The organism is Rhizobium sp. 05L419 (genome assembly GCF_056397845.1).
Genome location: NZ_JBFTOF010000035.1, coordinates 26,702 through 44,582 on the forward strand (window position 1 = coordinate 26,702; position 17,881 = coordinate 44,582).

At 59.7% G+C, this 17,881-nt stretch carries 16 protein-coding genes and 3 tRNA genes; 8 read left to right on the plus strand and 11 right to left on the minus strand.

Annotated features, from left to right (window positions below; genetic code table 11):
- Window positions 1-42: 42 nt before the first annotated feature.
- Window positions 43-252: a DUF2842 domain-containing protein gene (locus AC1DMK_RS28125; RefSeq protein ID WP_037068490.1), complete on the minus strand. Its 210-nt coding sequence runs from the start codon at window positions 250-252 to the stop codon at window positions 43-45.
- A 114-nt stretch (window positions 253-366) separates the two neighbouring features.
- On the opposite strand from AC1DMK_RS28125, the gene AC1DMK_RS28130 reads away from it, so the two are divergent.
- Window positions 367-1,470, plus strand: coding sequence for a COX15/CtaA family protein (locus AC1DMK_RS28130; protein WP_477863649.1), 1,104 nt, complete (start codon window positions 367-369; stop codon window positions 1,468-1,470).
- A 113-nt stretch (window positions 1,471-1,583) separates the two neighbouring features.
- The gene (locus AC1DMK_RS28135; RefSeq protein ID WP_477863650.1) at window positions 1,584-2,168 is read left to right on the plus strand and encodes a dihydrofolate reductase family protein; all 585 of its coding nucleotides are present in this window, start codon (window positions 1,584-1,586) and stop codon (window positions 2,166-2,168) included.
- Window positions 2,169-2,237: 69 nt separating this feature from the next.
- Here the strand turns inward: AC1DMK_RS28135 and AC1DMK_RS28140 are convergent, their stop codons facing one another.
- Window positions 2,238-5,072 carry an Rne/Rng family ribonuclease gene (locus tag AC1DMK_RS28140; protein WP_477863651.1) on the minus strand — a complete coding sequence of 945 codons (2,835 nt, stop codon included), beginning with the start codon at window positions 5,070-5,072 and terminating at the stop codon, window positions 2,238-2,240.
- 646 nt (window positions 5,073-5,718) lie between these two features.
- On the opposite strand from AC1DMK_RS28140, the gene AC1DMK_RS28145 reads away from it, so the two are divergent.
- The 3 genes from AC1DMK_RS28145 (at window position 5,719) to prfB (ending at window position 10,898) form a co-directional block, all read left to right on the plus strand.
- Window positions 5,719-6,963: an N-acetylmuramoyl-L-alanine amidase gene (locus AC1DMK_RS28145; protein ID WP_477863657.1), complete on the plus strand. Its 1,245-nt coding sequence runs from the start codon at window positions 5,719-5,721 to the stop codon at window positions 6,961-6,963.
- Between the two features lie 243 nt (window positions 6,964-7,206).
- The gene (locus tag AC1DMK_RS28150) at window positions 7,207-9,666 is read left to right on the plus strand and encodes a penicillin-binding protein 1A (RefSeq protein ID WP_477863652.1); all 2,460 of its coding nucleotides are present in this window, start codon (window positions 7,207-7,209) and stop codon (window positions 9,664-9,666) included.
- A gap of 100 nt (window positions 9,667-9,766) precedes the next feature.
- Window positions 9,767-10,898, plus strand: a protein-coding gene (gene prfB / locus AC1DMK_RS28155; RefSeq protein ID WP_196246836.1) for a peptide chain release factor 2 whose coding sequence is annotated in 2 segments (ribosomal slippage) — window positions 9,767-9,835 and window positions 9,837-10,898 — 1,131 coding nt in all. Because the reading frame shifts where the segments join, the coding sequence is not laid out codon by codon here.
- Between the two features lie 65 nt (window positions 10,899-10,963).
- Here the strand turns inward: prfB and AC1DMK_RS28160 are convergent.
- From AC1DMK_RS28160 to rlmB, 8 genes are all read right to left on the minus strand, one after another.
- Window positions 10,964-11,482, minus strand: a complete 519-nt coding sequence (locus AC1DMK_RS28160; protein ID WP_477863653.1) for a hypothetical protein — start codon at window positions 11,480-11,482, stop codon at window positions 10,964-10,966.
- Window positions 11,483-11,486: 4 nt separating this feature from the next.
- Window positions 11,487-12,260 carry an NAD kinase gene (locus AC1DMK_RS28165; protein ID WP_037068468.1) on the minus strand — a complete coding sequence of 258 codons (774 nt, stop codon included), beginning with the start codon at window positions 12,258-12,260 and terminating at the stop codon, window positions 11,487-11,489.
- Window positions 12,261-12,461: 201 nt separating this feature from the next.
- The gene (locus tag AC1DMK_RS28170) at window positions 12,462-13,286 is read right to left on the minus strand and encodes a nickel-binding protein (RefSeq protein WP_037068465.1); all 825 of its coding nucleotides are present in this window, start codon (window positions 13,284-13,286) and stop codon (window positions 12,462-12,464) included.
- A 177-nt stretch (window positions 13,287-13,463) separates the two neighbouring features.
- A tRNA-Thr gene (locus tag AC1DMK_RS28175) sits at window positions 13,464-13,539 on the minus strand.
- A 114-nt stretch (window positions 13,540-13,653) separates the two neighbouring features.
- Window positions 13,654-13,791: a hypothetical protein gene (locus AC1DMK_RS28180; protein WP_477863658.1), complete on the minus strand. Its 138-nt coding sequence runs from the start codon at window positions 13,789-13,791 to the stop codon at window positions 13,654-13,656.
- A 72-nt stretch (window positions 13,792-13,863) separates the two neighbouring features.
- On the minus strand, window positions 13,864-14,025 hold the full coding sequence (locus AC1DMK_RS28185) for a hypothetical protein (protein WP_196246834.1): 162 nt from the start codon (window positions 14,023-14,025) through the stop codon (window positions 13,864-13,866).
- A gap of 72 nt (window positions 14,026-14,097) precedes the next feature.
- Complete coding sequence (locus tag AC1DMK_RS28190) at window positions 14,098-14,796, minus strand: AprI/Inh family metalloprotease inhibitor (RefSeq protein ID WP_477863654.1); 699 nt, start codon at window positions 14,794-14,796, stop codon at window positions 14,098-14,100.
- A 39-nt stretch (window positions 14,797-14,835) separates the two neighbouring features.
- Window positions 14,836-15,726 (minus strand): 23S rRNA (guanosine(2251)-2'-O)-methyltransferase RlmB, encoded by an 891-nt coding sequence (gene rlmB, locus AC1DMK_RS28195; protein WP_037068460.1) that lies wholly within the window; start codon window positions 15,724-15,726, stop codon window positions 14,836-14,838.
- A 202-nt stretch (window positions 15,727-15,928) separates the two neighbouring features.
- Between rlmB and AC1DMK_RS28200 the strand changes: the two genes are divergently transcribed.
- Window positions 15,929-16,013: transfer RNA gene (locus tag AC1DMK_RS28200), tRNA-Tyr, on the plus strand.
- 23 nt (window positions 16,014-16,036) lie between these two features.
- Window positions 16,037-16,110, plus strand: a tRNA-Gly gene (locus AC1DMK_RS28205).
- An 83-nt stretch (window positions 16,111-16,193) separates the two neighbouring features.
- On the opposite strand, the gene AC1DMK_RS28210 is transcribed toward AC1DMK_RS28205, so the two are convergent.
- Window positions 16,194-16,703, minus strand: a complete 510-nt coding sequence (locus tag AC1DMK_RS28210) for a hypothetical protein (RefSeq protein ID WP_477863655.1) — start codon at window positions 16,701-16,703, stop codon at window positions 16,194-16,196.
- 261 nt (window positions 16,704-16,964) lie between these two features.
- Between AC1DMK_RS28210 and AC1DMK_RS28215 the strand changes: the two genes are divergently transcribed.
- Window positions 16,965-17,876, plus strand: coding sequence for an elongation factor Tu (locus AC1DMK_RS28215; protein WP_477863656.1), 912 nt, complete (start codon window positions 16,965-16,967; stop codon window positions 17,874-17,876).
- Window positions 17,877-17,881 lie beyond the last annotated feature (5 nt).

Genomic DNA, 17,881 nt, shown 5'->3' on the forward strand with positions numbered 1-17,881 from the left:
GACAACTATTCCGACAATCATCGTTATCTCGTGATTAACGGCCTATTGCTGTTTCGGGCCGGCCATCCACTTGATGATGATCATCGCCGGCAACACCCATAGCAGGCCGCTCAGCGCGAAATACAGCAACTGTCCCCACCAAGGCGCTTCGCCGAGCGTGGCAACCGCGATCGTGTTTGCCAGCACCGCATAGGCGAGCACGAGAACGATGATGAGGATCGTGCCGATGAATTTGCGAAGGCGGACGGGCATGGATTGTCTTCCGGGAGGAGATTGGAGAGCGCCGCGACGGCATGCCGCAAAGCTACGGGGCTTGTTTTGCCTCAGCCGCTAAGGCAAATCAACTGGTGGAATGAAGGAGTATCCATGGCCATCGCGAACACCACCACTGAACAGGACATCTTGCGCCAAGTGCGCAGGCAGGACGGCAACCGCCGGGCCGTTCGCATCTGGCTCGGGCTTGTCCTTCTTGCGCTCTTTTGTCTTGTCATCGTCGGGGGCGCGACGCGGTTGACCAACTCCGGTCTCTCGATAACCGAGTGGAAACCGATCCATGGTGTGATCCCTCCGCTCAACGCTGCCGAATGGGACGAGGAATTCAAGCTCTACCAGCGCATTCCTGAGTACCAGCAGCAGAACAGCGATATGACCGTTGAGCAGTTCAAGAGTATTTTCTGGTGGGAGTGGGCGCACCGGCTGATCGCCCGCGGAATCGGCGTCATCTTCGCGCTGCCGCTTTTCTATTTCTGGGTAGCGGGCAGGATCGAAAGGCGCCTGCGATGGCCCTTGGTCGGTATTTTTTCTCTCGGCGGTCTTCAGGGAGCAATCGGCTGGTGGATGGTTTCGTCGGGCCTGTCGGTGCGCACCGATGTCAGCCAATACCGGCTTGCCACCCATCTGATTATGGCCTGTTTGATCTTCGCATCGTGCATGTGGATCATGCGCGCGCTTTCGCCGCATTCGGACGATGCGCCGCCGACCAGAAATGCGCACATATGGGCTGGAATCATCGCTGGCTTCGCGCTGTTCCAGATCTATCTTGGTGCATTGGTTGCCGGTCTGGACGCAGGCTTCAGCTACAATACCTGGCCCTTGATGGATGGCGCCCTTGTCCCCTCCGATCTTCTGATACAGCAGCCCGCCTGGATCAATCTGTTCGAGAACCCTAAGACCGTGCAGTTCGTTCATCGTGTCGGCGCCTATACGCTGTTTGCTCTGACATTGATCAACATGATCGTCGCACTCGTTTCCGCGCCATCCACGACGCACGCGCGCCGTGCCGTCGTGCTCTTTTCCCTTGTCGCGATCCAGGCGGCGATCGGCGTCGCCACCTTGCTGTTTCAGGTGCCGCTTCACTGGGGATTGCTGCATCAGGCCGGAGCGCTGGTCGTCTTCGGCTTCGCCATTGCGAATTGGCGCGGCTTCTATGGAGAGTATCCCCGGGCAACTGCTATCGCAGAACGCAAATAAGCGTCCTGGAGGTCGATCGGCAGTCGCTGCCTCAATAAAATGCGAGCTCCTTGTCGGAACCGGTCTCTCGTCTGCGTCCTTGGCTGACGCAGGAGGAGGATCGGGAGACAAGCATGCGAAAACTCAGTGTGTTTCTTAGCATTTCCGTTGATGGCTACTTTGCCGACAGCGGCGGTGACATGAGCTGGGCTCATGATCGCGATCCGGAGTTCAACAGGTTCGTTGCCGACAATGCCAGTTCCGGAAACGAACTTGTCATGGGACGGCGGACCTACGACCTGATGACGGCCTATTGGCCGACGGACTTCGCCAGGAGGAACGATCCGGTCATGGCAGTTGCGATGAACAGCCTGCCGAAGATCGTATTCTCAAGGACGATGCGGAAGGCCGTCTGGAACAACACAAGGTTGATCGGGAGCGATCCTGTCGAGGCCATGCGTGCCCTGAAGCGCGAAGAGGGGCGGGATATGGTCGTGCTGGGAAGCGGCCGCATTGTCTGCCTGCTGGCGCAGGCGGGGCTCGTGGACAGCTTTCAGTTTGTGATCGTGCCGGTCGCGCTGGGGGCCGGACATTCCGTCTTCGCAGGTATCTCCGAGAACCTTCGGCTGCAGCCTATTGGTAGCCGAACATTCAAGAACGGAAACGTGGTGCTGACCTATGTTCCGGCTGTGGCGGCAGGCAGCAGAACGCCCGGCTGAAGCCGCGCAATAAAAAATCCGGCTGTTTGCCACAGCCGGATCTCTATCACTTACATCGCAAAATCACTCTCAGAAGAAACCGCGGCGCTGCCACCATCCGGCCTTCTTCGGCTTGCCGTCGCTCTCGGCAGCATCGCTGCGGGTCGATTTCACGGTCGGCTCCGAAGAGGAGATGTTAGATTCGCGGTTTGCGCGCGCAGGCTTTGCCTCTTCCTCGACGGGCGCAGCAAGGTCGGCAACAGCCTCTGCTGCTTCAGGCTCGGCTGCCGCGGCAACAACGTCTAAAACAGCCTCGCTCTCGACAACCGGCTCCTCGACCGGCGAGGCCTTTCGGCTGCGACGGGCGCGCTTCGGCTTCACATCTTCCGTGACAGAAGCAGCGGTTTCGACTGCAGCCATGGCTGGCAATGCGACGGCTTCCTCGGCGACAGCCTCGATGACCTCTACCGCGGTTGCACCAGCATCGCTCTCGTCAGTGTCAGCGGCATTGTTGTCTTCGGTCTCACCGGCAGCATCCTGCTCGGCGCCTTCCTCACGGCTGCGGCGACCGCCGCGCTTGCCGCGACGACGGCGCTTGCGGCGCTGGGCATCGTCGCCCTCTGCGCGGCCGTCGACTGCCTCCGCGGCGGCTGCGTTGTCGGCGTCATCACCGTCGTCGTCGCCGTCTTCGTCATCGCCTGCCTGTTCGGAGACAGCGTCATCCGAGGCCTGCTGTTCGGCATTGCCATTGCGGCCACGGCGGCGGCGGCGGCGCTTCCGCTTGCGGCCATCGCCTTCGCTTTCGGCACGGGCAGCGGGACGCTCGGAGGCAACCGGTTTATCTTCGAGCTCTTCGTCTTCTTCTTCATCCACCTCGATCACGACATCGTCGTCATCGTCTTCCGGAATGGCAGCGAAATTGAAGAGTGTCTCAATCTTGACCGGGTTCTCGACAGCCTCACCGCGGTCGATGGCGAAGTGCTGCGCACCGACAGAGCCATCGGCATCGATGATGATCGCAACGCCGAAACGTGCCTCATAGTCGATAATCGTCTGGCGCTTGTGGTTGAGCAGGTAGAGCGCGATGTCAGGCGTCGTGCGAACTGTGATGTCGTGCGTCGTGTTCTTGAGCAGATACTCTTCGATGCCGCGCAGGACATGCAGGGCAACGGAGGACTGAGAACGGACGTGACCGGTTCCGCCGCAATGCGAGCAGACTTGCGTGGTCGATTCAAGCACCGAGGCGCGGATGCGCTGGCGCGACATTTCGAGCAGGCCGAAATGCGAGATGCGGCCGACCTGGATGCGGGCGCGATCGTTCTTCAGGCATTCCTTCAGCTTCTTCTCGACAGCGCGATTGTTGCGCTTCTCTTCCATGTCGATGAAGTCGATGACGATCAGTCCGGCAAGGTCGCGCAGGCGGAGCTGGCGGGCAACTTCGTCGGCAGCCTCAAGGTTCGTCTGCAGCGCCGTGTCTTCGATCGAATGCTCGCGGGTCGAACGACCGGAGTTGACGTCGATCGAAACCAGCGCTTCCGTCTGGTTCATAATCAGGTAGCCGCCCGATTTCAGCGTAACCTGCGGCTGTAGCATGCGGTCGAGCTGCGCTTCGATGCCGGAGCGAGAGAAGATCGGGTGAATGTCTCGATAGGGCTGAACCACCTTGGCGTGGCTCGGCATCAGCATCTTCATGAAGTCCTTTGCTTCACGATAGCCGTCCTCCCCGGAAACGATGATCTCGCTGATGTCCTTGTTGTAGAGATCGCGGATCGAGCGCTTGATAAGGCTGCCTTCTTCGTAGACGAGGCAAGGAGCGGTCGAAGCGAGCGTCAGCGTGCGGACGTTTTCCCACAGGCGCATCAGGTATTCGAAGTCGCGCTTCACCTCAACCTTGGTGCGGTTGGCACCGGCTGTGCGCAGGATGACGCCCATGCCCTGCGGCACTTCGAGCATCCGGGCGATTTCCTTCAGACGCTTACGGTCCTGCGGATTGGTGATCTTGCGGGAAATACCGCCGCCGCGCGCCGTATTCGGCATCAGCACCGAGTAGCGGCCTGCGAGCGAGAGGTAGGTCGTGAGAGCCGCGCCCTTGTTGCCTCGTTCTTCCTTGGCGACCTGCACAAGCAGGATTTGGCGACGCTTGATGACTTCCTGGATGCGGTACTGCTTGCGCGGCTTGCGCTGCACGCGATCAGGAACTTCCTCCATAGCATCTTCTGCGCCGACGGATTCGATCACTTCTTCTTCGTGATCGTGATCGTCGTCATCATCGTCATCACCGCCGCGGCGGCGGGCATCGACGTCTTCCGAAATCGAGTCCGTCTCGACCATGGCAGCCATTTCGCCGCCGGAAGAGCCTTCGTCCTCGTTGTCGGCAACCGAAGCAGCCTCGCTGGGGACGGCATCTTCAGCAGCAGGCGCTACCTTCTTGCGGCTGCGGCGCGGTTTGGCCTTCTTGGCCGGCGCCTCCTCGGTCGGAGCACCCTCAGCCGTTTCGCCGGCAGGAGCGGCCTCTACGACCGGAGCAACTTCGGCCTCAGGCACGTCCGAGACGACAATACCGACATAGGGCTGGTCCTGAGTGGAGAGATCAAGGGGCGCCGTCTCGACGTGCTCGACGTCCTCGTCGCGGCGATGCTCTTCAGCTTCGGCGCGCAGCAGAGCCTGACGGTCGGCAAGCGGAATCTGATAGTAGTCGGGATGGATTTCGGCGAAGGCCAGAAAGCCGTGCCTGTTGCCGCCGTAATCCACGAACGCGGCCTGCAGCGAGGGTTCAACCCTCGTTACCTTTGCGAGATAGATGTTGCCGCGAATTTGCTTCTTATGCTGGGACTCGAAGTCAAATTCTTCTATGCGGTTCCCGCGAACGACAACGACGCGCGTCTCTTCCTCGTGAGACGCGTCGATAAGCATTTTGTCTGCCATGTAAGGTGTGCTCCTCGGCGCAGCCGAACGTCAGCATCTCCCCCTGTCGATGAAACAGAAGGGGTGCGGTCCGCCATTGCAGCGCCGGATAGTGAAAGTCGCGATTGGTGCGGTGTGGAAGGCAGCAGCCAGACAACAGCGGGGAAGCTTTTCGCCCGGGGCCTGTAGACTTCAGATAAAACCTGCTGCGACACCATCAAAGACCAAGCGAGATCGACAAAACAAAGACCTTATTCAGGTCCGATGAGTTTGCTCTCTCTTTAAAGAGCGGTTGGTGGCTATCCACCGATGAAGTTCCCGCGTACACCGGAAAATTCAGGATCCATTTTCGAGCAAAAACGCATGAGACGGCGGACGATTACCGGTTGTGGCGCCAGGTCCTCGCGGTTTGGCTGCCGTGTCGGCGACTCTATCCCATCAGCACTTCTACCCTGAAAATCCTTGTATGTTTTCTCCGTCACAATAGCAAGGGGAAAGCCAATTGTGCCATAATATTGATGGATTTGAAGGCGCATACAAAAAGGGGGATAAGCGATACCGATTCTGTGCTGAAGGAGGCGCCGAAAGTGGATCGTCATATTCGCGTCTGCCGCGAAGGATCAATCACGAATGACAGTTAGGGTGTGGCGGTCGAGTGTTTAAGAGGATGCGGCAGGCGACGGTGAGATCCGGTTTGCGACGAAAAAGGTTGGTGTGCCTGCTGCTTGCGGTGGCGAGTGCGTTGACGGGTGGCCTTCCGGCTTTGGTGTATGCCGGGGCCGAGCCACTGCTCGCCTATGGTGCCCGGATCATCGGCGACGACGCCCGCACGCGTATCGTGATCGATTTCGACCGTGCGCCTGCATTTTCGATCCACTACATTGCCAATCCCGAGCGTGTCGTTGTCGACCTTCCTGCGACGGCTTTCGGCTTCCCGGCGAAGGACTTGGAAGCGAGGGGGCTTTTCAGGGATATTCGCTACGGCGCGATGGACGAGGATAGCGCGCGCATCGTCCTGACTGCAACGAAACCGGTCAGGGTGGCGCTTGCCAAGGTTCAGGCCGATGAGGGTGGCAAAGGCCAGCGGCTGGTGCTTGAGGCGGAAATCACCGACAAGGCCAAGTTTGCCGACCTCGTCAAGGCGCAGTCCTGGAATGAGCCCGTCTCTCCCCAGACGACGAATGCCATCGCTCCGGTCGAGAAGCCCGCCGCCGGCAGCGACTTCATCGTTGCTGTAGACGCCGGTCATGGCGGCATCGATACGGGCGCGATCGGTGTTGACACCAAAACGCAGGAAAAGGATGTGACCCTTGCTTTTGCTAAGGCGCTCGCCGATCGCCTCAATCGTGAACCCGGCATCAAGGCATTCCTGACACGCAGCGACGACTCCTTCCTGTCCCTGTCGGAACGAGTGGTGATCGCCCGCCAGAATCATGCCGGCCTCTTCGTCTCCATGCACGCCGATACCTTGAAGCAGAAGGATATCCGCGGCGCGACTGTCTACACGATCTCCGACAGGGCGTCGGACAAGCTCGCCGCCGATCTTGCCGAGCGCGAGAACCTTTCCGACCAGATCGCCGGTAAAGCGACGGCGACCGAACCGCCAGAGGTCGCGGATATCCTTCTCGATCTGACGCGGCGGGAGACGCAGGCGTTTTCGATTTCGCTTGCGGAGAGCGTGCTGGCCTCCTTCAAGGATCAGGTCGGAACGATCAACAATCCGCATCGTCACGCGGGATTCCGCGTCCTGCAGGCGCCGGACGTTCCCTCGATCCTGCTGGAGCTGGGATTTCTGTCCAACAAGGACGACGAGAAGCTGCTGCTGGACGGCGAGTGGCGCAACAAGATGGCCGACCTTCTGACGAAGGCCGTGAAGCGCTATCACGCCTCAATGGTGGCAAACGGGGGCTGAGCGCCTGCGTGGCTCAGAAGTGACACTTTTGTGGGAAAGACCGTTGCTCCTGGGAATTAAAGGGGCAAGGCCCTAGTTTGCTCACATTGAGGCCATTACTCGCCGCTATGTTTTCATCCTCGAAACGGAATTGGCTTGTGGCAGCAACGCTCATGGAGTAATTCGCGCAGCGTGCAAAATGCCGCGATCCATGAGACTGTTGTGTTCGCGCCGATCGATAATTGAGATACCGGTAGCTTAGATATGATCAGACTTCTTGGATATTTCTTCGGAGCGGCTTGCGTCCTGTTCCTGGGCGCGGCGGCGGTTGTCGCCGTCTATCTATCCAATGTCGCGAAGGATCTCCCGGACTACGCCGTCCTGAGCACCTACGCGCCGCCGGTCACGACGCGCGTGCATGCAGGCAACGGCGCCCTCATGGCCGAGTATGCCAAGGAACGTCGGCTGTTTCTTCCGATCCAGGCTATTCCGGACCGCGTGAAGGCGGCTTTTCTCTCCGCCGAAGACAAGAATTTCTACAATCATCCGGGTGTTGACCTGACTGGTCTGGGTCGCGCCATTCTGGTCAACCTTCAGAATTTCGGCTCGGGCCGTCGCCCGGTCGGCGCATCGACGATCACCCAGCAGGTTGCAAAGAACTTCCTCCTCACATCAGACCAGACGATCGACCGAAAAATCAAGGAAGCGATCCTCTCGTTTCGCATCGAGCAGGCCTACAGCAAGGACAAGATTCTCGAGCTTTATCTCAATGAGATCTTCTTCGGCTTGAATTCCTACGGTATTGCCAGCGCCGCGCTCACATATTTTGACAAATCCGTCACCGAACTGACTGTTGCCGAAGCAGCCTATCTCGCGTCGCTGCCGAAGGGCCCCGCCAACTATCATCCCTTCCGCCATCCCGAAGCCGCGCTCGAGCGCCGCAACTGGGTCATCGACCGCATGGTGGAAAACGGCTACGTCAGCCAGTCCGACGGCGCCGAAGCCAAGAAGCAGCCGCTTGGCGTAACGGGTCGCGCCAGCGGTCCGTCGCTCTTCGCATCCGGCTATTTCGCCGAAGCGGTCCGCCGCCAGCTGGTCGATCAGTATGGCGAGAAGATGCTTTATGAAGGTGGCCTCTCCGTTCGCACGTCCTTTGATCCGCAGCTTCAGGTCTTCGCCCGCAAGGCGCTGCAGGACGGCTTGATCACCTATGACGAGCGCCGCGGGTTTCATGGCGCGCTGAAGCAGATCGATACGACCGCCGACTGGGGCAAGGCGCTCGCCGACATCCCGGCGCTTTCCGACGTGCCCGAATGGCGCCTCGCCGTCGTGCTGGCCGCTTCCGACGACAGCGTAGACATCGGGCTGCAGCCCTCCAAGGACGGTGCGGGCAAGGTCCCCGCCGAGCGCGAACGCGGCGTCATCCAGGCCAAGAACATGCAATGGGCCTATCGCTCATCCACTGGTCGCAAGAGCGCGAAGTCTCCGGACGGCGTACTTTCAGCTGGCGATGTTGTCTATGTGGAGCGCCAGGGCGATGAGAGCTCGGCGTCCTATCGGCTCCGTCAGCCTCCTAAGGTTGAAGGTGGTCTGGTTGCGATGGATCCGAAGACCGGCCGCGTGCTTGCGATGGTCGGCGGCTTTTCCTACGCGCAGTCCGAATTCAACCGCGCGACCCAGGCGATGCGGCAGCCGGGCTCCTCCTTCAAGCCGTTCGTCTATGCTGCAGCGATGGACAACGGCTATACGCCGGCCTCCGTGGTTAGCGACGATCCGCTCCAGATCCAGACCGGAAATGGCCAGGTCTGGGCGCCGGACAATTACGAGGGCGAGGGTGGCGGCGCCAACACGCTGCGCTTCGCCATCGAGCACTCGCGCAACCGCATGACGGTGCGCCTGGCAAACGACCTCGGGATGAACGTCGTTGCCGAGTACGCGGAGCGTTTCGGCATCTACGATCACATGATGCCGGTTCTTGCCATGTCGCTCGGCTCCGGCGAGACGACGGTCTTGCGGATGGTCTCGGCCTATTCGGTCATCGCCAACGGCGGCAAGCAGATCAAGCCGACGCTGATCGACCGCATCCAGGATCGCTTTGGAAAGACGATCTTCAAGCATGAGGAACGCGTCTGCGAAGGATGCAATGCGAGCGAGTGGCAGAACCAGGACGAGCCAAATGTCGTCGACAATCGCGAGACGGTTCTTGACCCGATGACCTCCTACCAGATCACATCGATGCTGCAGGGCGTCATCCAGCGCGGCACCGCCGCCGGCAAAGTCGTGCTCGGCGACCGCGACGTCGCCGGCAAGACCGGCACCACGAACGACGAAAAGGACGCGTGGTTCGTTGGCTTCACGCCCGATCTGGTCGCGGGCCTCTATATCGGCTTCGACGCACCATCGACGCTTGGACGCGGCGGCACCGGCGGCTCGTTGTCAGCGCCCGTTTTCAACGAATTCATGCAGGCCGCTGTCAAGGACATGCCGGCATCCAAATTCGTCATTCCGGCGGGCATGAACCTCATTCCGATCGACCGCAAGACCGGCATGGCGGCCGCGCAGGGCGATCCAAGCACCATTATCGAGGCCTTCAAGCCGGGCACCGGCCCTGCGGACAGTTTCTCGGTCATTGGTATGGACAATACCATGGCGCCCGAGGAGATCCTGAAGACATCGCCGCAGGCAAACCAGGCGGTCCAGTCAGGCTCCGGCGGTCTCTACTAAGCTTTCCCGAAAATAGTTGTGGCGGTTGCGGCTCTTTACATCCGCAGCCGCCACAACTATTTGACGGGCCAACGCAAGACCAAATCAAAGAAGCAGGAAAATGCGAGCTGAAATCCAGAACGTAGTCGATGAAACCAAGCAGGCTATCACCCTGCTGAGGAGGCATCTTTGACTGGGACCAGGCGGTAAGACGACTGGACTGGTTGAACAACAAGGCAGAGGACCCGACCCTCTGGAACGATGCTTCCGAGGCTCAGAAGCTGATGCGCGAGCGCCAGCAGCTTGACGACGGCATCAATGGAGTGAAGCAGCTCGAACAGCAGCTGAACGACAATATCGAGCTCATCGAGATGGGCGAGGAAGAGGGCGACGAGGGCGTCGTCAAGGAAGCCGAAGAAGCTCTGAAGACGCTGAAGGCAGAAGCCGCGCGCCGCCAGGTGGAAGCGATGCTGTCAGGCGAAGCCGACAGCAACGACACGTACGTCGAAGTGCACTCCGGTGCCGGCGGCACCGAGAGCCAGGACTGGGCGAACATGCTGCTGCGCATGTACACCCGTTGGGCCGAGCGCCAGCGCTTCAAGGTCGAACTGCTGGAAGTCCATGACGGCGAAGAAGCCGGCATCAAGTCCGCAACGCTGCTCGTCAAGGGCCACAATGCATATGGCTGGATGAAGACTGAATCGGGCGTCCATCGCCTCGTGCGCATTTCGCCCTATGACAGCAACGCACGCCGCCACACATCGTTCTCGTCGATCTGGGTATACCCGGTCATCGACGATTCGATCCAGATTGACATCAACGAAGGCGACTGCCGCATCGATACATACCGTTCGTCGGGTGCCGGCGGCCAGCACGTCAACACGACCGATTCCGCAGTGCGTATCACGCATATACCGTCCGGCATCGTTGTGCAGTGCCAGCAGGAGCGCTCGCAACACAAGAACCGTGCCAAGGCGTGGGACATGCTTCGCGCCCGCATGTACGAAGCCGAGCTGAAGAAGCGCGAAGACGCGGCGAGCGCCGAAGCGGCCTCCAAGTCGGATATCGGCTGGGGCCACCAGATCCGCTCCTACGTGTTGCAACCCTACCAGCTGGTCAAGGATCTGCGCACCGGCGTCACAAGTACCGCGCCTGACGACGTGCTCGACGGTGAACTCAACGAGTTCATGGAAGCTGCTCTTGCCCACCGTATCAGCGGCAAAGCCGACGCGGTCGTCGACGATATCGACTGATCGATTTCGCAGTGTGTTTCTTGAAAAGGCCCGCGTGGGCCTTTTTGATTCGGGCTCGCTAAAATTTAGTGGCTTGATTTCTCGACCGTCACGTCGCCGAACTCATCGATAATCACGGTCCAGCTATCGGCGTCCGAATTGGGGTCCGTCTTCAGATAGACCATTGCGAAGAGGCCGGGCTCCTTCAGCATGCCGGTCGAGTTTTCCGGACGGATGTCGGTCACGTAGGGCTTGAGGTCATTCAGCTCCTGCAGTTCCACGGTCGACACGATGCTCGGTCCGTCGTCGCCCTGTGCGATCTGCTGGAGATAGATCTTTGCGGTCCGATCGGGCTGGCGGACGGCGAAAAGCTTGTAGTAACCGTGGCGAGCCTTCTGCTGCACGCCGGCCGTTGTCGTGGATTGTGCGGTGGTCGCCGGAGCGTGCTGAACTGCCGGAGCGCTGTCGTCGTCCTCCCAATAGCCTGTGCTTGTGGCAAAGGTGATGGCGGCAGGGAGGATCGCGTCTCGGGTCTCGCCCGCCAGCACAGCGATCGGCCATCCGGCCAGCAGTAGCCCCCAGAAAGCTATTCTTTTCACGTCCATCACCTCAATCCTCGAATTGTTCGGCAAGGATGCGATCCGACCAGGATCGGTCGGGGTCAGAGAGGATGCGGGCCGTCATATGCTCGGATTGCGCGATGCGGATGTGAAGCACCGACTTGACCTCCGAATTGTCAGCAACCGCGTTGACCGGCCGCTTCTCGGCTTCAAGAATATGGATGTCGACCGTCACCTTGTTCGGCAGCAGCGCGCCGCGCCAGCGCCGAGGGCGGAAAGCGCTGACCGGGGTCATCGCAAGCAGCGGTGCGTCGAGAGGCAGGATCGGTCCGTGCGCCGAAAGATTGTATGCGGTGGAGCCCGCGGGCGTCGCGACCATGAGGCCGTCGCAAATGAGCTCTTCGAGGCGTACCACGCCATCGACCTCCACCCGTAGCTTGGCGGCCTGGTAGGACTGTCGAAACAGCGAGACCTCGTTGATCGCAAGGGCCGTGGAATTCGTTCCGTCGGCATTGGCAGTCGTCATCTCCAGGGGGCGAAAGGCGTTTTCCACCGCTGCGTTTATCCGTTCCTGCAGGTTCTCCGTCCGATAGTCGTTCATCAGAAAGCCGATGGAGCCTCGGTTCATTCCATAGACGAGTTTGCCTGAATTCATTCGACCGTGCAGGGTCTGCAGCATAAAACCGTCGCCACCGAGCGCCACAATGACATCGGCTTCGTCGGCTGGAACGTTGCCATAAATGCGAATCAGCTCGTCCCGCGCTTCAAGCGCCTCAGTCGTCGGGGAAGCCTGGAAACTCAGCGTCTGAAAGGAGAGGCTCATGCAATGCCCTTTGTGATGTCCGCCTAGCTAAATGATAATAGGTTCACGCCACAAGGCATTTTAGGGCTCTAGCCGTTCGCCGATACCAGTCATGTCAGACCTATCGACGATTCCGAGCGCGCCAGGACAAGGCTCGTGTAGCCACCGCCAACGGGTGTTTTCGTCGGCTATGGCTGGAGTGGTATTGATATTTGCGCTGGCCTAATGGATTTCGGCGTCAGCCCAGTCGCATTGGAAGGCCAGCATCGGCTTTGAAAACCCCTTCAGCCGTCGGCGCGTGGCCTGAGCGAAGAGATCGGCGGCGCCGTACTCCCGGAATATGTTCTCCGACACGAGGATCTGGTCGGTGGACGCTGCCGCGCACAGTCGCGCCGCAAGTTGCACGGTGGAGCCGAACAGGTCGTTGCTGTCCTCAACAGGCTCGCCGCAATCCAGCCCGATGCGGACGTGGATCGGCTCGGGGTTCCCGCGGTTATAGCTCTGGAATTCCTGCTGGATCGCAATTGCACACTCGACGGCTGCGGCTGTCGAGGCGAAGGTCGCCATGATGCCGTCGCCCGTGTGCTTCACCTCGCGGCCGGTGTGATGGCCGAGGGATCTGCGCACCACAGAGTCATGCGCTCTCACCAGTTCGGTCGCCATGCGGTCGCCGAGGCGCGATGTCATTTCAGTTGAGCCGACGATATCGGTGAAGAGGATGGCGCGGTGGCCGGAATCCACTTCACCCAAGGATTGTCCTGTGGGCTCCGGATCGTTAATTCGTCCTAGAAACGCCTCGACCGCCGACAATGCGACCTCGACAACTTCGCCGGCAACGAAGCCGTGCGCCTCCCGATGCACGCACTGCGCCGTTTCCGCGTCGGGTGCGTCCATGAGGCAAAAGGCGTTTCCTCGCCGCTGGTCGAACCAGTAGGTGAGGAACTTGACGCCATAGCGATCCTGAATGTCGAGGTCCTTGAGGTGCGCCTCCGCAATTTCGGCGGCGGACGTTCCCGCGAGATCATGCCGGTCCATGAAGATGGCCATCTGCGCTCCTCCCTGGAAGCCCCGTTCGGAATTCCATTCTACGACCCGCAGAGTCCCCCGTCCACTTCGAGGGAGGTTGCGTCTGGCGAATCGAACCGGCAAGAGCGTTTCGGGAACCGAGGCGCGGAAACACGACCGGAATGTCGAGGTGCGTGCATCTGAGGTATAGCGATTTAGTGGTGCCCCCGCCAGGGTTCGAACCCGGGACCCCCTGATTACAAATCAGGTGCTCTACCAACTGAGCTACAAGGGCAATGCCTGCCAAGTACCAGATTCTGTCGTTCTGTAAAGAAAAAATCCGCGTTGCGTTGATTTCGTTCGTGGAAAAGGCGAGGCGGATTAAGCAAAGGGGCGCAAGACGCGGGGTCTAGTTCTGTGCCGTTTCGGGTACGCGTGCTTGCAGCAGGTCACCGGCTGTCTTTGCTCCGTCGCCGGGGGGAGACATGGCGGCGATGCTCAGGACCGAAACGACCATGAAGGCAATGACAGCTGTCATTATGCCCACGCGATTTCTCCTTTTCGCACGCCTATCAACGCGACAGGAGATCTTCGGTTCCAGGATGTCGCGCAGAAATGGTTATTGCGTGGGAGCCGGAATTGGCTGCGAGGGAATTGCCGACGGCGCGAGCGGATCCGGTTGGTGAAGGGGTTGTGTCTTGTCGATCCAGATGATGCTGAGAACGATGCCGACGAGCACGACGATGAAGGAGATGCCAATGAGAAGGGGGCGGACTGCCATATCGGGTTCTTCTCCTTGTTGTTCGGAGTATGAGGTGACATTAGCAGCAGGTGGCGTCAAAACCGAGGCGCCTCATTGTTTCCTGACCATCCGCAGGGGCTTCCCACCCTCTTCCGGGCTTTTTTCGAAGGAGCCGTCGGCGAGCATATCCAGGGATATGGATGCGCCGTCCTTGCTCATCAGGACGAGGCCGAAGCCCTCGACGTGGAAGACCGCAAGCTTCAGTTTGGCAACGACAGAGCTGCAGTCTCCGGATGGTGACAGCGGCGCATTGCCGTCTTCGTCTATTTCATCCTTGAGGCTCAGCGTGCAGAGCTTTTCGCCGGCGGGTCGCTCAAGCGTCCAGCTGCCGGCAAGGCTTTTGACTGTTGGTAGTCTATCGACGCCTTTCGGCGCTTCGATCAGAAGTAGCGGTTCATCGCCTTCCGTCTTCAGCGGCGATCCTTCGTTTTCAACGAATCGCGCAAGAACCTTTCGCGTCGCATCAATGATGACCACACCGCCGTTCTCGTCGAAGTTCCAGGAATAGGCTTCCGCAAAGGCTGGCAGCGCCTTGGAGCAATTTTCTTCACCGGAAAGCGAATATCCGCCGATCGCGTTGCCGGTCCCCAGCGTGATGCGGCAGCCCGGTGTACCACTTGCCGGTGCGATCAGGTAGGTACCCGCCTGCGCCTTCACGATGTCGGCATCGACGTCGTCGGCAAAGGCCGAGCCACAGGCAAGGAAACCGGCGGCGGCCAACGCCGCCGGTCGAAGCGCAAAACGGATCATGACAATTCCCCTCTTGTCGCGGCCCGTCTCCGAACCGTCCTAAGCCTTCAAATGCAATCTCGCCGCATACATGGCGATCGCCGCTGCATTCGACACGTTCAGTGACTTGATGGCGCCTGGCATGTCGAGCCTTGCGAGTGCGTTGACGGTGTCGCGCGTTTTCTGTCGCAACCCCTTGCCCTCCGAGCCGAGCACCAGTGCAACCTTCTCCCCCGAAAACGCGCCTTCGAGCGGCGCCGGACCGTCCGAATCAAGTCCGATGGTGAGGAAGCCGAGCTTGTGCAGCTCGCCGAGTGCATCTGCGAGATTGGTGACTTGTATATAAGGAATGAGCTCCAGCGCACCCGAGGCCGATTTGGCCATGACGCCTGATTCAGTCGGGCTATGACGCTGCGTCGTAATGACGGCGCCGGCATTGAAGGCGACGGCCGAACGCATGATGGCGCCGACATTGTGTGGGTCGGTAACCTGATCGAGCACGAGGAGAAGCGGGCTGTTCTTCAGTGCTTCCAGACGGCGTACGGGTAGGGGGCGCGTTTCCAGCATCACGCCCTGGTGGATTGCTTCGGGACCGAGCACCTTGTCGATATCCTGCGGCGACACGATCTCGACAGGAATGCCAAGCGCATCGGCATCGACCTCAAGCCGTGCGAGCGCGTTCAGTGTTGCCGACAGCTTGATCTTCTTCCGTTCTTCGTTCTCTATCGCGGCGCGAACTGTATGCAGGCCGTAGAGATAGACCTGGTCGGGAGCCAAAGCCGGTGGCTTCCAGTCGTCGCCACCACGCTTGCGCTTCTGCTGCAGCGGCGTCGGAATTTCGCCGCGTTCGCGCTTGCCGTCGCGGTGGGCCCGACGCAGGGTAGCATAATGCGTATCCTTGGCGGATTTCTCGTCAGCGGCCGTGCCGCCTGTTTTGTTATCTTTGCTCATACCGCTTTATAACGAGGGCGGTTCTTCCCGCATAGGATTTCTTTCGCKGCCGGGCTTTCAACAGCTAATGAATTTTTTCGTGTTTTTTCCATTGTCTTCGTGTTGACATGAGGAAATCGTCCGGTCATATACGCGGCGCAGACCGAGGGGCGGCAACGCTTCGTAGGTCTCGAGCTTGGTCTCACGATCCGGACGAAAAACTGGAGAGATGCCCGAGTGGTTAAAGGGGACGGACTGTAAATCCGTTGGCTCAGCCTACGTTGGTTCAAATCCAACTCTCTCCACCATTCGTCATTGGATCGGACCACCTGCGGGTATAGCTCAATGGTAGAGCAGCAGCCTTCCAAGCTGAATACGCGGGTTCGATTCCCGCTACCCGCTCCAAGCGTTTCAGTCAATTCTGCAGCGATTGAATAGACCGCGCCGATCCACAAGGATCGGCTTTGGCAACGATATCGCGATCCGCGTCAGCCCCACAAAAGAACGAAGGGTGATGCGAGGGCGATGATGCCGGCCACGGCCCATCTTGTGCGGCCGTACGTCCTGAGTTCTTCTCTTGAGAGCCACTTTCGGACGGCGAAGAAGCCGATCGCGATAATCGCGCTGTAGATCAGCGCGCGCACGAGGATGGACCAGCCTCCGCCGAAGAGCCCAATGGCGATGCCGAAGCCCGTCAGCGCCCCGAGAATGCCGTATCCAACGTCGAACATCAGTGTCGTCGTGGTCGACAGGGGCGTGAGCATTTTCGGGAAGGCGATCGCCGCCGCTGCCGTCAGCAGCCATATGGCGACTATGGCCTGCAGCGTCGACGAGCTGACGATGGATGTCGCCAGTGCCGGAAGGCGTTCAGGCGACGAAAGGCGCAGGAGTTGAGCAACCCAGTCGATCGTCGCTGCCAGTATCCATAGTATAAATGCGCAGGCGCCGAAGATCAGAAAGTTGCTGGCCGATCGCTTTGCGATTTCCGTCTGTTCCATTGCATTCTCCCAACTTGCGCTCCCCACGAGCGACCGAGACAAGTTGTATCATATAATCAGTCGGTTGTGCCCTGCCACAGGCAAGGTGCTCGCATTGCCTTCTGGAGCCGACGTTGTCGATTGGACGGTTCATTCCCATATGCGGCTGCAGCAAGGAATAGTGTCCGCAATTAGGTCTTGCGCAATCCCGCCGAAAGCCTTAAACGGCGGCACTAAACCGGTTCGCCGGGGTCACCCATTTCGTTCACAGGAAGCATTCAAATGGCAAAGAGTAAGTTTGAGCGCAACAAGCCGCACGTTAACATCGGCACGATCGGCCACGTTGACCACGGCAAGACGTCTCTGACGGCAGCGATCACGAAGTATTTCGGCGAGTACAAGGCGTACGACCAGATCGACGCTGCCCCGGACGCCGAGCTTCTCGAACTCGTCGAGCTCGAAGTGCGCGAACTGCTGTCGTCCTACGACTTCCCGGGCGACGACATTCCGGTCATCAAGGGTTCGGCTCTTGCTGCACTCGAAGACTCTGACAAGAAGATCGGCGAAGACTCGATCCGCGAGCTGATGGCGGCTGTTGACGCCTACATCCCGACGCCTGAGCGCCCGATTGACCAGCCGTTCCTGATGCCGATCGAAGACGTGTTTTCGATCTCCGGCCGCGGCACGGTCGTGACCGGCCGCGTCGAGCGTGGCATCGTCAAGGTTGGCGAAGAAGTCGAGATCGTCGGCATCCGCCCGACCTCGAAGACGACGGTTACCGGCGTTGAAATGTTCCGCAAGCTGCTCGATCAGGGCCAGGCTGGCGACAACATCGGCGCGCTGGTTCGCGGTGTGAACCGTGACGGCGTCGAGCGTGGCCAGATTCTTTGCAAGCCGGGTTCTGTCAAGCCGCACAAGAAGTTCATGGCAGAAGCCTACATCCTGACGAAGGAAGAAGGCGGCCGTCATACTCCGTTCTTCACGAACTACCGTCCGCAGTTCTACTTCCGTACGACTGACGTGACCGGTATCGTTTCGCTTCCGGAAGGCACGGAAATGGTTATGCCTGGCGACAACGTCACCGTTGCCGTCGAGCTGATCGTTCCGATCGCGATGGAAGAAAAGCTGCGCTTCGCGATCCGCGAAGGCGGCCGTACCGTCGGCGCCGGCATCGTTGCCTCGATCGTCGAGTAATCTTC